Origin of the sequence: Mesorhizobium sp. M0208 (assembly GCF_040322015.1) — a bacterium.
GTDB lineage: Bacteria > Pseudomonadota > Alphaproteobacteria > Rhizobiales > Rhizobiaceae > Mesorhizobium.
The window spans coordinates 115,424-129,929 of record NZ_JAMYSP010000006.1; the positions used below are offsets into that span (position 1 = coordinate 115,424).

A 14,506-nucleotide genomic window follows, 5' to 3' on the forward strand; every position below is an offset into this window, starting at 1 on the left:
ATGCTTCTCATCCGCTGCCCCTATTGCGAGGAAGAGCGTCCGGAGCTCGAGTTCCGCAACGCCGGCGAGGCGCATATTGCGCGTTCCCTTAACATCGCCGGCGAGAGCGACGACGATTTCGAAAAGTTCTTCTTCATCCGCTCAAATCCCAAAGGCATCATCTATGAGCGCTGGCGGCACATGCATGGCTGCGCGCGGTTCTTCAACGCCGTGCGCGACACCGTCAGCGACAGGTTCCTGATGACCTACAAGGCCGGCGAGCCGAAGCCCGTAAAGCTGCCGGGAGCCGCAAAATGAGCGCGACATTCCGCATTGCCGGCGCCGGACGGCTCAAACAGGCAAAGATAGCTGGCTTCAGCTTCGATGGCCGTCCCTATACCGGTATCGAGGGCGACACGCTGGCCTCGGCGCTGCTTGCCAATGGCGTCCATCTTGTCGGCCGGTCGTTCAAGTACCACCGGCCGCGCGGCTTTCTGTCGGCCGGCGCCGAAGAGCCGAACGCGCTGGTCGAGATCAAACGCGACGCGGCACGCAAGACGCCGAACGTCCGAGCTACGGTGCAAGAGCTCTATGACGGGCTGACCGCACAGTCACAGAACCGCTGGCCGTCGCTCGCCTTCGACGTCGGCGCCGTCAGCAGTATCGCCTCGCCGATGCTTTCGGCCGGCTTCTACTACAAGACCTTCATGTGGCCGAAGACTGCATGGAAAAACCTCTACGAACCCAAGATTAGGGCCGCCGCCGGCCTTGGCGTCGCTCCCGACCAGCCGGACCCCGACCATTATTCGGCGCGCTTCGCCCACTGCGAGGTGCTGGTGCTGGGCGGCGGTGCCGCGGGTATCGCCGCGGCATTGGCCGCGGCTGAAACCGGGGCGCGTGTCATCCTTGCCGACGAGCAGGCGGAATTCGGCGGCAGCCTTCATTTCGAGAGCGGCGCCAGGATCGATGGCCAGGATGGTTTTGCCTGGGCGCAGTCCGCCGTCGCCAAGTTGAAGTCGATGGACAATATGCGCGTGCTGCCGCGCACCACGGCGTTCGGCTATTACGCGCAGAATTTCGTCGGGCTGGTCGAGCGCGTCAGCGACCATCTGCAGAACCCCGGACGCGACCTGCCGCGCGAGCGGCTGTGGCAGGTTCGTGCCAAACGCGTGGTGCTGGCGACCGGCGCCATCGAGCGGCACATGGTGTTTGCCGAAAACGACCGCCCCGGCATCATGCTGGCGTCGGCGGCGCGCACCTATCTCAACCATTACGGCGTCGCCGTCGGCAGGAATGTCGGCGTCTATACGGCGAACGATTCCGCCTACGCGGCGGCGATCGATCTGAAGAAGGCCGGCATCAACGTGGCGGCGATCGTCGATCTGCGCGACAACCCGACCGGGCCGGTGATCGACGAGGCGAGGGCGCTCGGCATCGAGGTCAATTTCGGTCGCGCGGTGATCCGCGCCGGCGGCAAATTGCGGGTGTCGTCGATGACCGTGCAGCCGAAGAACGGCGGCGGCGAGCGCACCATTCCGGTCGACGCGATCCTGATGTCGGCGGGCTGGACGCCATCGGTGCATCTGTTCTCGCAATCACGCGGCAAGGTCGCCTTCAACGACGAGACCAAGCGCTTTGTGCCCGGAATTTATGCGCAGGACTGCGTCTCGGTCGGCGCCTGCAACGGCACCGACGGGCTGTCGGCGACCATCGACGAAGCTTACGCCGCCGGCGCCAAGGCGGCCAAAGATGTCGGCGGCAAGCCCGCCAAGAGCGCCAAGCCGAAGGTCGATGCCGGCGAAAGCTGGTCGCGCGGCATGCTGGGTGCAGCACCCGGTGCCGGCGCGGACACGACGGTGAAGGCGTTCGTCGACTTCCAGAACGACGTCACCGCCAAGGACATCCGCCAGGCAGTGCATGAGGGCATGCGCTCGATCGAGCACGTCAAGCGCTTCACTACCAATGGCATGGCGACCGACCAGGGCAAGACCTCCAACATGCACGGCCTGGCGATTGCCGCCGAGACGTTGGGCAAGCCGATCCCGCAGGTCGGGCTGACGACGTTCCGGGCGCCCTACACGCCGGTGACATTCGGCTCGATCGTCGGGCACGCACGGGGTCCCCTGTTCGACCCGACCCGCAAGACGGCGATCCATCCCTGGGCCGAGCGCCAGGGCGCTGTATTCGAGGATGTCGGTCAGTGGAAGCGCGCCTGGTATTTCCCGAAGCCGGGCGAGGACATACATGCCGCCGTCGACCGCGAATGCGTCACGGTGCGCAAGACAGCCGGCCTGTTCGACGCCTCGACGCTGGGCAAGATCGAGGTGGTCGGGCCGGATGCGGCCAAATTCATGGAACTGCTCTACACCAATCCATGGGAAAAGCTCGAGCCCGGCCGCTGCCGTTACGGCATCATGCTGCGCGAGGACGGCTTCATCTATGACGACGGTGTCGTCGGCAGGCTTGCACCCGACCGTTTCCACGTGACGACGACGACCGGCGGCGCGCCGCGGGTCATGAACCATATGGAAGACTATCTCCAGACCGAGTTCCCGCATCTCAATGTCTGGCTGACCTCGATTACCGAGCAATGGGCGGTAATTGCCGTGCAGGGACCGAAGTCTCGCGACATCATTGCGCCGCTGGTCGAGGGCATCGACATGTCGGATGAGGCGCTGCCGCATATGTCGGTGCGCGAAGGCCGGATTTGCGGCGTGCCGACCAGGCTGTTTCGCATGTCGTTCAGCGGTGAGCGCGGCTTCGAGGTCAACGTGCCGGCCGACTACGGCGAAGCGGTCTGGGAAGCGTTGTGGGCCGAGGGCCAGAAGCATGGCGCCTGTGCCTATGGCACAGAGTCTATGCATGTGCTGCGCGCCGAAAAGGGCTACATCATCGTCGGCCAGGATACCGACGGCACGGTGACGCCGAACGACGCCGGGCTCGACTGGGCGGTCGGCAAGAAGAAGACCGACTTCGTCGGCATCCGCGGCATGGCGCGGCCGGATCTGGTCGCCAAGGGCCGCAAGCAGCTTGTCGGCCTGAAGACCAGGGATCCCAAGGTGGTGCTGGAGGAGGGCGCACAGATCGTCGCGAACCCGAAGCAGGCAATCCCGATGAAGATGATTGGCCATGTCACGTCGAGCTATTGGTCGCAAAATTGCGGCCGCTCGATCGCGCTGGGGCTGGTCGCCGGCGGCCGCGATCGCACGGGCGAGACGCTCTATGTGCCGATGCCGAACGGGGTGATCGAGGTGGAGGTCACCGGCATGGTGTTCTTCGACGAGAAGGGGGAGCGCCTCAATGGCTAAGGCCGCCGTGAAAACCGGCGCCGCCGGACCCTCAGTCGAACGCCGTCCGGCTCTCGCCGGCCAGTCGCTTTCCGCCGCCGGCGTTACACTTGCCGTGCTGCCGCCGGCCGAGCGCATATCGCTGCGCGCGCCGGAAGCCTCGATTGCGGCACTTTCGAAAGCGCTCGGTGTCGTCCTGCCGCAAAGGCCGAAGACCTCGGCGGTAAAGGCCGGACGCACGGCCTTGTGGCTCGGGCCGGACGAATGGCTGGTCATCGACGAGAACGGAAAAGATCCGCTCGCCGACTGCGCCAGCATTTCCGTACTGCATTCGGCGGTCGGCATCTCGCACCGCAACGTCGCCATATCGGTTATCGGTCCGGCTGCCGCGGCGACGATCAATGCCGGCTGCCCGCAGGATCTGTCGCTCGACGCCTTTCCGGTCGGGGCGGCGTCGCGTAGCATTCTCGGCAAGGTCGAAATTGTGCTGTTGCGCACGGCGGCCGACGCGTTCCGCGTCGAATGCTGGCGTTCCTTTTCCGATTATGTCTTTACTTTTCTGTCCGAGGCAGCGCGCGACGCGGCAGCATAGGCATGTTCGCCGCGCCTGACCGTTCTGCGACAGCGAGCCGAGGGAGAATGCAAATGCCGCCGAACTCCGCGCCGAAGTCGCCGGTCAAGACGCCGGCCGTGCGCTCTTTTGAAGACGAGCAGCGCACTGGGACGGATATCGAAGAGGAACTCGAGGAAGGCCTCGAGGATACATTCCCGGCCAGCGATCCGGTGTCGATCACCGGAACGGCCATTCCCGGCGCACCGGCAAGACCCGGCAAGCGTAAAAACGTGGCGGGACAGAAGCGTAAGAAGTGATCTGCACGCCGCGATAAAGCAGGGCTGAAGCAGACAAGATCGGCGGCCGGAAATTCCTGCCGCCCTTTCGGTTCCTCACCGCGTATTGTCGCCCGACCGGCTCAGAAGCTGCTTGGCACGATCCACGGGTCGATGCCGATGCCGAGCCTCGGGCCCTTGCTGCCGGCCTTGTGGGCCGCGGCGTCCGCCTTTTCAAGCGATCCGGTCGGCGCGCAATCGAGCTTAGCACCGGTCTTGGTGTCGATGCAGGCCGCTTCTTGCTTGGCTGGCTGACTGCTGCCGGCAAATGCGGCGCCAGAGAGCGCCAGCAGGGCGGCGAGCGTGAGGACTGCCTTCTTCATCGTCGGTCTCCGGTTCAGCTATTGAATTTCTCGTACGTGTACGGAACTGCGTACAGATACGCCCTTGACTCCCGGTGTTCAAGCAAAATCGTACGCGTACGGAGAATTGCCGAACGCTCGGCGCCGCAGCGCAGAACGTTTGGAGAAGATCCTGCAGATCGGGAGGAGCGCCGCTCTTCAGCAGTTGACCGGCGTGAGCGGCGCAATCTCGTGCGCGGCGATGGCTTCGAGCATGATGTCGCCGATCCGTGTGATGAACGTCGTCTGGTCGCCGAACGGGTAGAACGGGAAGGTGATCAGCAGCGAGATGGCGCCGTGGCCGACCGCCCACAGCATGGTGGCGATGGCGCGTGGATCGCCTCTGAGCCTGCCGGCGGCAACGCAGGCTTCGACCCTCGCGATCAGCACTTTCATCGCCGGGTTGCCGCTCTCCATTTCGGCGAAGGTCTTTCCGGCTGGCGGCCTGACTTTTTCGGTCATGAAGACGGTGCGGTATTCGTTGGGATTTTCCAGCCCAAAGGCGGCGTATTCGACAAGCACCGCCTTGAGCGCCTCGATCGGGTCGTCGGCCGTATGGTTTGCGATGCGCCTGGCCAAGGTCTCGAAGGCATCCTCGGCCAGCGCGAACAGGATGTCCTGCTTGTCGGCGAAATAGGAATAGACCGACATCGGCGCATAGCCAACGCGCTTGGCGAGCTTGCGGATGGTGAGGCCGCCATAGCCTTCTTCCTGGACAAGCTTGTGCGCGGCGTCGACAAGTTCGGAACGCAGTTCGGCCTTTTGTTTTTCGCGGCGCTCCTGGACGCTTAGCTGCAACTTTCTACTGCCTTATGACCGATGGCTGGATGCAGCATATATACGCTGTACGGCGTCGGGCAAGGGTGGCACCAAGCAGAAGGTTGACTGTCGCAATACCCATGTAACCCGGCAATAAAGACGGCAACATCGGACTGTTACAGACAAAGACTAATTCGCGGCTCTGCAAGAATTTCGTTTCGAGAGGCGTTATGACCGGAACTGAGCTTTCGTCCGGCGTGCCGGACGTGGACCCGCTTTCCCATCGCGCCAGGATGGCGCTCAGGCGCGTCGTCATGGTCGCATGGCTGGCGATCGCGCTCGGCTTTGCCATGGAAGCTCTCATTCTGACCGTCAGATTTGCGGCAGGTGCCTACCCCGCGACGACGCAGGTTCTGATCGAACTGGCGCAAGGCGTGACCTGGTCGTTCTTCGTCTGCGCCGGCGTCAGCCTCGGCACGGCACTCACCAAGGTGCGAGCCTCGCTCGGCGGCTTGATCAGCGCGATTTCAGCGCCACTGGCGATGGGCATCGCCAAAGGGACGCAAAAGGTCATGGTCAGCGCGCTGGACGCGGCGGCAAAGCCGGCCATCCTGTCGCTCACGACCCTGGGTGTGCTGCGGGCGATCGAATACGGGCTGCTCGGCTGGACACTGGCGTCGCTGGCATCGAAGGAAGAACCGCGTCCGCTCCATTTCGCGCTGGCGGGCGCCCTGATAGGCGCGGTATTCGGCGGCGGGATCACGGTGCTGACCATCGAGACGGCCGCGGCAAACGACGCTGCTCTCGCACTGCCGCAGGCTATCGCAACCGGCCTCAACGAGATCGTGTTTCCAATCGGTTGCTCACTGGTCGTCTACATTGCGCTGCAGGTCAGCCGCCATATGAAGTATGTCGCGGCCGAAGCCAAACAGATTTAGGTCCCCAGGCGTTGGATACCTCAAACCGCTTCCGGTTGGCGTTCGATCAGCGTCAGCGTCAGCCAGCGCGCGGTCAGCGCCGGTTTTTTCGAGCCCTCGATCTCGATCGTCACGTCGTGCGCCGTCTGCACCCAGCCGGACGGCCTGACCTTGACGTCGGCCAGCACGAAACGGGTGCGGATGCGCGAGCCGGTCTTCACCGGCGCCAGGAAGCGCAGCGAATCGAAGCCATGATTGACGCCCATCTTGCTGTTTTCCAGCGGCGGCATGGTTTCGAAGGTCATCGCCGACAACAGCGAAAGCGACAGGAAGCCATGCGCGATGGTGCCGCCGAACGGCGTTTCGCGGCTGGCGCGTTCCGGATCGCAATGGATGAACTGATGATCGTCGGTGGCATCGGCGAACTGGTCGATCATGCGCTGGGTGACGACCCGCCATGGCGACACGCCGACTTCCTTGCCGACGTTGGCCAGAAGCACATCGAGACTGATCGGTTCCACGCTGATGTCCTCCATCTTCACCCCCGGCATTTCACTCGCCGGATGGCGTGCGTCTCATTCCTTGAATAATGTCAGCCCGTGTTGCACCGACTGCGCGCCATCGATCGGCAGGATAGCGCCGGTGACATAGCTGCCGGCACGGCTGCACAAATAGAGCGTTGCGCCGGCAATGTCATCCGGTGCGCCGATGCGGCCGATCGGAACATGGTTGCCGACATGTCTTGCCTGGTCTTCGGTGCCGGTGGCGAAGGCCGTCATCCGGCTCCGGAAAGGGCCAGGCGCAAAGGCGTTGACGGTGATGCGGCGGCCGGCGAATTCGATCGCCAGGATGCGCGTCAGGTGGTGAACCGCGGCCTTCGAGGCCGAGTAGGAGTAGGCATCTTCGGCCAAAGGCTGCGTGCCCATCACCGATCCGAGGTTGATCACCCGGGCCGGGTCGGCATCGCTGGCGGCGGCCTCGAGCAGAGGCAGCAATTCGCGCGTCAGGTGGAAGACCGCGGTGACATTGACGCCGAACACCTTGGCCCAGGCATGGTAGGGAAAGCTTTCCAGCGGCGCCCCCCAGGAGATGCCGGCATTGTTGACCAGGATATGCAGCCGCTCGGTCCGCGCCCTGACCTCGGCCACAAGCGCCGCAATGCCGGCCTCGCTGGAGACGTCGCCGGCAAAACCTTCCGCCCTGCTGGGCGCGCCAAGGCCGTTCAACTCGCCGGCTACCCCGACGCAATCCTCGCCCTTGCGCGAGGCGATCATCACGGTGGCGCCGGCCTTGACCAGAGCGGTCGCCGCCATGCGGCCGATGCCAGTCGCGGCGCCGGTGACCAGCGCCGTCTTGCCGGCGACTGAGAACAGCTCGTCCAGATAGCTCATCGATTTCCTCCGCGCAGTTCACCGCTGTTTGACTGATGGTTCAAGGAGCGGCTTCGCATCGACAAGGCTAGCCGAACTACGATTATCCTTGCCACGCCAAAAGTATCCGGACTGCGGCGATGGCACGGTTTGCGGCTGAAATGGTTAAGCCCGAACGGCAAGGTGGTCATTCGGCCGTGACATGGTTCGGATGAATGATGCAGCCGTCCCTCCAAGCGAGCACCTTGGCCCCAGCGGTTCATTTCGCGCGTGAAGCAAGTCGTCATTACTCCTCCGCCAAGCCGCAGGCGGGTCTTGATGACGTGGGACGGTGGTTGAGCGATAGGGCAGGACTGACATTCGTCGTCGTGGACGGGAGCTATGCTTCCCCGGGGGAGCTGTGGGTAAGAAACAACGCATCGTCCTGCTGGCAGCTGTTTTGGCGTCTGCCTTTGGCGTTTTGTTGCTGATCCTGATCCTGCAGATGGTCAGTTTTTTGGTTGACTAGGCGCGGCCAGGAGCGTGCTTTTCCAAAAGCCTGCGCTACCGCAGGCTTTCCAGCTCGCGGATGCGTTTGGCGCCGTCGGCCTCGAGCTGCCTTGTGACGGCGCCGATCAGCGCTTCGGCAACGACGAAAAGGGCGGCGGATGAGTCCCAGGCCGAAGGCACGGCGGTGCGCCCGGCGATGACATGGCGGGCAAAGCGGGCGATCGGCGACAGCCACTGGTCGGTAAACAGCACGATCTGCACGCCGCGCTGGTTGGCGGTCTCGGCAAAGCGGACGAGGCTGTCCTGATAGCGCCTGATGTCGAAGATCACCAGCACGTCGCGCTTGCCCATGTCGATCAGCCGGTCGCGCCAGACGCTTTCCTGGCCGGCGAGATGGAAGACGTTGGGTTTGATGATAGCAAGGTGGGCCGCCATGTAGCGCGCCAGCGGGTCGGTGAAGCGGCCGCCGATCAGGAATGTCTTGCCGCGCCGGTCGGCAAGCTTGGCGACGATGTCGGCAAGCTGCTTGTCCGAGAGATGCCGGAATGTCTCGCGCATATTGTCGAGCGTCGCCTCCAGCATCGGCGAGACGGCGCTGCCCTGCGATGGCGGATTGAGCGTGCGCGAGGCCGGCGACTGCAATTGCGCCGCCAGTTCGTCTTGCAGCGCCGACTGGAATTCCGGATAGTTCTGGAAGCCGAGCCGGGCGACGAAACGCAGGATCGTCGGCGACGATACGCCGGCGGCAGCCGAGAATTCGGCGACCGTCTTCAGCCCGATCAGCGGATAGCTGGCGATCAGCGTTTGCGCTGCGCGCCGCTCGCCGGCCGGCATGGTGCCGATGCGGTCGGAGATCAGTTCGGCAATGCTGGAAACCATGTTTTTCCCCACCCTGGCCGGGCCGTTACCGCATTATCGAAATCGCGTTTGACAAAGCCGGCCAAACTGTATGAAATCATCCATAGGGACGCAATGAGGCAAAATACGTAACATACGGTACAGCGCTCCCCGGGGACGGCAGACAATGGAGACAGCACGGCCCGCCAGCCTTGCATCGCCTGAAACCGTAAGGGTGACGAACCCCGGCGGATTGAGCCCTTTCGTGCTGACCTGCGACCACGCCTCCAATTTCCTGCCGCCGGAATTCGGAACGCTCGGACTTGCCGCCGAGGAGCTTTCCCGCCACATCGCCTGGGATCCCGGCGCCTTGCCGGTGGCGCGCCGCATGGCCGAGGCACTCGATGCGACGCTGGTCGAGACCTGCATTTCGCGGCTCGTCATCGACTGCAACCGCCCGCTCGATGCACCGGACCTGATAGTGACGGTCAGCGCCAGCGAAAAAACCGTGGTCCCGGCCAATCAGGGGCTTTCGGCCGATCAGCGGGAGGCGCGCATCGCGCTCGCTTGGCGGCCGTTCCACGACCGGATCGCGACGATCATCGACGAGCGCCTGGCGGCCGGACGGGAGACGCGGCTGGTCTCGGTCCATTCTTTCACCCCGGTCTACAAGGGCAGCAGCCGGCCCTGGCATATCGGCGTTATCCACGACGAGGACCGCCGGCTGGCGGCGCCGCTGATCGCGGCGCTGCAGCGGGTCGCCGGCGTCACCGTCGGCGTCAACGAACCCTATTCGCCGGCCGACCGCGTCTATTTCACGCTGGAACGCCATGCCCGCTCGCGCGGGCTGCCCTGCGCAATGATCGAAATCCGCAACGACGAGATCTCCGGCGCAGCCGGGCAGCGGAAATGGGCGGATCTGCTCGCGAGTATTTTTCTCAATCTGGAGCCCGAGGCGGCCAAGGCCTCCAGACCAAGCGCAGTCGGAAAGTCAGTTCAATCGGCCAGCTAAGAAACCAAAAGGGGACTAAAAATGGCAGCATCGGGCTACACTGAAGTTGACAAGGCGGAGGACGTAAAGGTCCTCCACAATATGGGCTATGCCCAGGAACTGGAGCGGCGCCTCAGTCGCTTTTCAAATTTCGCGGTCTCCTTTTCGATCATCTGCATCCTGTCCGGCGGCATCAACTCGCTGGCGCAGGCAACCTCCGGCTCCGGCGGTATCGGCATCGGCATTGGCTGGCTGGTCGGCTGTTTCGTTTCGCTGACCTTCGCTGTAGCGATGTCGCAGATCAGCTCGGCCTATCCGACCGCCGGCGGCCTCTATCATTGGGGCTCGATCCTCGGCAATCGCGGCACCGGCTGGGTGACGGCCTGGCTCAACCTGCTCGGGCTGATCACCGTGCTCGGCGCCATCAATGTCGGCACTTGGACGTTTTTCCTCGGCGCCTTCGGACCGGCGCTCGGCATCGAGGGTACGCTGACCAACCAGATGATCTTCCTGGTCATCATCACGGGCGCCCAGGCACTGATCAACCACCTCGGCATCAAGCTGACGGCCAAGCTGACCGACTTCTCGGGCTATCTGATCTTCTTCGGCTCGATCCTCATCGCGGTCGTCTGCCTGATCTCGGCCGAAACCTGGGATTTCAGCCGGCTGTTCACCTTCCACAATTATTCCGGCGATGCCGGCGCCGGTGTGTGGCCGTCGGTATCCAATGCCTGGGTGTTCGCGCTTGGCCTGCTGCTGCCGATCTATACGATCACCGGCTACGATGCGTCGGCGCATACTTCCGAGGAGACCATCAAGGCGGCGAGCTCCGTGCCGCGCGCCATGGTCATGTCGGTGATCTGGTCGGCCGTCTTCGGTTATCTGTTCCTCGCAGCCTTCGTGCTGATGATCCCGAACATGGACGATGCGGCCAAGCAGGGCTGGAACGTGTTCTTCTGGGCCTTCGACCAGCGCGTCAGCCCGGGCGTCAAGGAGTTCGTCTACCTCGTCGTCTTCCTGGCACAGCTGCTTTGCGGCCTCGCCACCGTCACCTCCGCTTCGCGTATGATCTTTGCCTTCTCGCGGGACGGCGGCCTGCCGGGTTCCTCGGCACTGGCCAAGGTCAGCCCGACCTACCGCACGCCGGTGGCGGCGATCTGGACGGCGTCGATCCTGTCCGTCCTGTTCGTCTGGGGCTCGACGCTGGTTTCAGTCGCAGGCACCTCGGCCTACACCATCGTCGTGTCGTGCACCGTCATCTTCCTGTTCCTCTCCTTCACCGTGCCGATCGTGCTCGGCATGCTGGCCTGGGGAACGCCGAAATGGGACAAGATGGGGCCGTGGAACATGGGGCGCGCCATTTTCATGCTGTTCGGCGTGCTTTCGATCCTGTCGATGCTCCTGATCTTCGTCATCGGCATCCAGCCGCCGAACGACTGGGCGCTCTACATCACCGTCGGCTTCTTCATCCTGACGGCGATCGTCTGGTTTGCCTTCGAGCGCAACCGCTTCCAGGGCCCGCCGCTCGGCGACATCATCGCGGCGCGCCAGGCAGCGATCAAGGCTGCGGAACAGGCCGTCGGCGAAACCGGCCACTGAGGCAAGTCCTCCAACTATGGCCGGCGCTTTGCCGGCCATAGCTTCCCACATCTTCAAAGTGGCCTTTACAGGCCCGAAACGACAAGCGCTGGAGTGCCAAAGGAATGGCCGGAAATTTCTCCTTCGATCAGTTGAAGCAAGCGGTCTCCAGCGGAGAGGTCGACACCGTGCTGGCCTGCATCGTCGACATGCAGGGGCGGCTTGCGGGAAAGCGGTTCCTGGCCCGGTATTTCGTCGATTCCGCGCATGACGAGACGCATGGCTGCAACTACCTGCTGGCCGCCGACATCGATATGGAACCGGTGCCGGGCTACAAGGCGGCGAGCTGGTCGAAGGGCTATGGCGATTTCGTCATGAAGCCGGACCTTGCGACGCTGCGGCGCGTTCCGTGGCTGGAAAAGACGGCGCTGGTGATCTGCGACGTGCTCGACCACCATACCCATGACGACCTGGCGCATTCGCCGCGCGCCATGCTGAAGAAGCAGGTCAAGCGGCTGCAGGATCGCGGCTATATCGGCTATTTCGCTTCCGAGCTCGAATTCTATCTGTTCAGTGAAACCTACGATTCGGCCCGCAAGAAGCACTGGCAGGGCCTCGAGACGGCATCGCCCTATATCGGCGATTACCAGATCGGCATCACCACCAAGGAAGAAGGCGTCATGCGCCGGCTTCGCAACGAGATGGAAGCGGCCGGCATCCCGATCGAGAATTCGAAGGGCGAGTGGGGGCCAGGCCAGGAAGAGATCAATGTCCGCTACGCCGAGGCGCTCGACATGGCCGACCGCCACGTGATCCTGAAGAACGGCGCCAAGGAAATCGCCGAGTCCGAAGGCAAGGCGATCTCGTTCATGGCCAAGTACAATTACGGGCTGGCCGGCAATTCCAGCCACATCCATAATTCGCTGTGGAGCGCCGACGGCAAGACACCATTGTTCTACGACAAAAATGCCGAGTGGACGCTGTCGACACTCGGCCAGCAATGGGCGGCCGGCCAGCTCAAATATGCCAAGGAATTCACCTGGTTCCTGGCGCCCTACATCAACTCGTACAAGCGCTTCCAGGCCGGCACGTTTGCGCCGACCAAGATCATGTGGAGCGAGGACAACCGCACCGCCGGTTTCCGTCTTTGCGGCGAGGGCACCAAGGGCATCCGCATGGAATGCCGCATCGGCGGCGCCGACCTCAATCCTTATCTCGCCTTCGCGGCACTGATCGCAGCGGGCCTTGCCGGCATCGATGAAAAGCTTGAACTGCAGAAGCCCTTCGTCGGCGACGCCTACCAGGCCTCGCAGCTGCCGGAAATTCCAAAGACACTGCGCGACGCCACCGCAACGCTGGCGGAATCGAAGATGCTGAGGCACGCGCTCGGCGACGATGTGCTGGAGCATTACATCCACACGGCACACTGGGAACAGTTCGAGTACGACCGCCGGATTACGGACTGGGAACTGCACAGGGGGTTCGAGCGGTATTGAATGGCTGGCAATGTCGGCGCCGCCCGCCCCTCACCTTTACCCTCTTGTGAAGAACGGGGAGAGGGGGTCGCCAGCGCTGGAGCTTGTCCCTTCTCCGTCACTATAGGCGGAAAGGTGCCGGCAGGCGGATGAGGGCGGCGTGACCAACGATAATTATTGTAGAATGCGAGGACCCAAGGCATGACCGAAACGGTCAAGATAAAATCCCCTGTCGACGGTTCGATCTATGCCGAACGGCCTCTTGCCACCGACCAGGCGATCGGTGCCGCGGTCGAACGTGCCAAGGCGGCGCAAGAGAAGTGGGCTGAGACGCCGGTCGTCGAGCGCGGCAAATACATGCTTGCCATGCTGGAAGCGCTGGTCGCCATGACCGGCGAGATCGTGCCGGAGATCGCCTGGCAGATGGGCAGGCCGGTGCGCTATGGCGGCGAGTTCGGCGGCGTCAGGGAACGTGTCAGCTACATGGTCGAGATCGCCGAGGCGGCCTTGAAGCCGGTCATGGCCTCCAACCCGAAGGACGGCTTTCGCCGTTATGTGAAGAAGGTGCCACTCGGCGTGGTCATGGTGATCGCGCCTTGGAACTATCCCTATCTCACCGCCGTCAACACCATCGTCCCGGCGCTGATGGCCGGAAGCGCCGTCATCCTCAAGCACGCGGCGCAGACGCTGCTGGTCGGCGAACGTTTTCAGCAGGCGTTTGACACAGCAGGCCTGCCCAAGGGCCTGTTCCAGAACCTTGTCATGAACCACGCGCAGACCGAAAGGCTGCTCGGCTCCGGCAAGATCGACCATGTCAACTTCACCGGCTCGGTCGCCGGCGGCCGCGCCATTGAAAAGGCCGCCGCGGGCACCTTCATGACGCTCGGCCTCGAACTCGGCGGCAAGGATCCGGCCTATGTGCTGCCGGACGCCAAGATGGACCATGCGGTTGCCAATCTGGTCGACGGCGCCTTCTACAATTCCGGCCAGTGCTGCTGCGGCATCGAGCGCGTCTATGTCCACGAGAAGGTCTACGATGAATTCGTCGAGGGCTTCATTGCCGAGACCAGGAACTACGTCGTCGGCAATCCGCTCGACCAGGCGACCACCATGGGGCCGATGGCGCAGGCGCGCTTCGCCGACCTGATCCGCGAGCAGAAGGCCGAGGCGTTGCGCAAGGGCGCCAGGGCACACATCAACATGAAGGTGGCCAACGACAGGCAAGGTTCGCCCTATCTGGCGCCGGAAGTGCTGACCCAGGTCGACCACCAGATGAGCGTCATGCGCGAGGAAAGCTTTGGCCCAATCGTCGGCATCATGAAGGTGCGCAACGACGAGGAAGCGATCGCGCTGATGAACGACAGCCCCTATGGGCTGACGGCCTCTATCTGGACGCGCGACATTGAGCATGCGGCGGCGATCGGCGATCGTGTCGAGACCGGCACCGTGTTCATGAACCGCTGCGACTATCTCGACCCGGCGCTGGTCTGGACCGGTGTCAAGGACACCGGCAAGGGCGCGGCACTGTCGGCCATCGGCTACGACAATCTGACCAGGCCGAAATCATACCATCTGCGCGAAGCCATCTGACTTTT

The 14,506-nt window shown here is 63.4% G+C and carries 14 protein-coding genes; 9 read left to right on the forward strand and 5 right to left on the reverse strand.

Annotation, left to right across the window (positions count from 1 at the left end):
- From NKJ17_RS08985 to NKJ17_RS09000, 4 genes are read left to right on the forward strand one after another with little or no spacing between them, the layout of a single operon-like run.
- Entirely contained in the window at positions 1-297 is a 297-nt protein-coding gene (locus NKJ17_RS08985) for a sarcosine oxidase subunit delta (RefSeq protein ID WP_352506382.1), read from the forward strand.
- The gene (locus NKJ17_RS08990; protein ID WP_352506381.1) at positions 294-3,287 is read left to right on the forward strand and encodes a sarcosine oxidase subunit alpha; all 2,994 of its coding nucleotides are present in this window, start codon (positions 294-296) and stop codon (positions 3,285-3,287) included. The genes NKJ17_RS08985 and NKJ17_RS08990 overlap by 4 nt, the downstream gene beginning before the upstream one ends.
- Entirely contained in the window at positions 3,280-3,858 is a 579-nt protein-coding gene (locus tag NKJ17_RS08995; protein WP_352506380.1) for a sarcosine oxidase subunit gamma, read from the forward strand. Before NKJ17_RS08990 ends, NKJ17_RS08995 begins: the two co-directional genes overlap by 8 nt.
- A gap of 53 nt (positions 3,859-3,911) precedes the next feature.
- A complete protein-coding gene (locus tag NKJ17_RS09000; RefSeq protein ID WP_352506379.1) occupies positions 3,912-4,136 on the forward strand; it encodes a hypothetical protein in 225 nt (74 codons plus the stop codon).
- A gap of 101 nt (positions 4,137-4,237) precedes the next feature.
- Here the strand turns inward: NKJ17_RS09000 and NKJ17_RS09005 are convergent, their stop codons facing one another.
- A complete protein-coding gene (locus NKJ17_RS09005; RefSeq protein WP_352506378.1) occupies positions 4,238-4,477 on the reverse strand; it encodes a DUF680 domain-containing protein in 240 nt (79 codons plus the stop codon).
- Positions 4,478-4,654: 177 nt separating this feature from the next.
- On the reverse strand, positions 4,655-5,293 hold the full coding sequence (locus NKJ17_RS09010) for a TetR/AcrR family transcriptional regulator (protein WP_352506377.1): 639 nt from the start codon (positions 5,291-5,293) through the stop codon (positions 4,655-4,657).
- A gap of 191 nt (positions 5,294-5,484) precedes the next feature.
- On the opposite strand from NKJ17_RS09010, the gene NKJ17_RS09015 reads away from it, so the two are divergent.
- Positions 5,485-6,192: a hypothetical protein gene (locus NKJ17_RS09015; protein WP_352687991.1), complete on the forward strand. Its 708-nt coding sequence runs from the start codon at positions 5,485-5,487 to the stop codon at positions 6,190-6,192.
- Between the two features lie 20 nt (positions 6,193-6,212).
- Here the strand turns inward: NKJ17_RS09015 and NKJ17_RS09020 are convergent, their stop codons facing one another.
- From NKJ17_RS09020 to NKJ17_RS09030, 3 genes are all read right to left on the reverse strand, one after another.
- Complete coding sequence (locus NKJ17_RS09020) at positions 6,213-6,707, reverse strand: MaoC family dehydratase (RefSeq protein ID WP_031211357.1); 495 nt, start codon at positions 6,705-6,707, stop codon at positions 6,213-6,215.
- 39 nt (positions 6,708-6,746) lie between these two features.
- Positions 6,747-7,562, reverse strand: coding sequence for an SDR family oxidoreductase (locus tag NKJ17_RS09025; RefSeq protein WP_352687993.1), 816 nt, complete (start codon positions 7,560-7,562; stop codon positions 6,747-6,749).
- Between the two features lie 522 nt (positions 7,563-8,084).
- Entirely contained in the window at positions 8,085-8,909 is an 825-nt protein-coding gene (locus tag NKJ17_RS09030; RefSeq protein WP_352687995.1) for a MurR/RpiR family transcriptional regulator, read from the reverse strand.
- A 145-nt stretch (positions 8,910-9,054) separates the two neighbouring features.
- On the opposite strand from NKJ17_RS09030, the gene NKJ17_RS09035 reads away from it, so the two are divergent.
- From NKJ17_RS09035 to NKJ17_RS09050, 4 genes are all read left to right on the forward strand, one after another.
- A complete protein-coding gene (locus NKJ17_RS09035) occupies positions 9,055-9,879 on the forward strand; it encodes an N-formylglutamate amidohydrolase (RefSeq protein ID WP_352687997.1) in 825 nt (274 codons plus the stop codon).
- A gap of 21 nt (positions 9,880-9,900) precedes the next feature.
- Complete coding sequence (locus tag NKJ17_RS09040) at positions 9,901-11,457, forward strand: amino acid permease (RefSeq protein ID WP_254816891.1); 1,557 nt, start codon at positions 9,901-9,903, stop codon at positions 11,455-11,457.
- A 104-nt stretch (positions 11,458-11,561) separates the two neighbouring features.
- Entirely contained in the window at positions 11,562-12,932 is a 1,371-nt protein-coding gene (locus NKJ17_RS09045) for a glutamine synthetase family protein (RefSeq protein ID WP_352687999.1), read from the forward strand.
- 180 nt (positions 12,933-13,112) lie between these two features.
- The gene (locus tag NKJ17_RS09050; RefSeq protein WP_352688001.1) at positions 13,113-14,501 is read left to right on the forward strand and encodes an aldehyde dehydrogenase family protein; all 1,389 of its coding nucleotides are present in this window, start codon (positions 13,113-13,115) and stop codon (positions 14,499-14,501) included.
- Positions 14,502-14,506 lie beyond the last annotated feature (5 nt).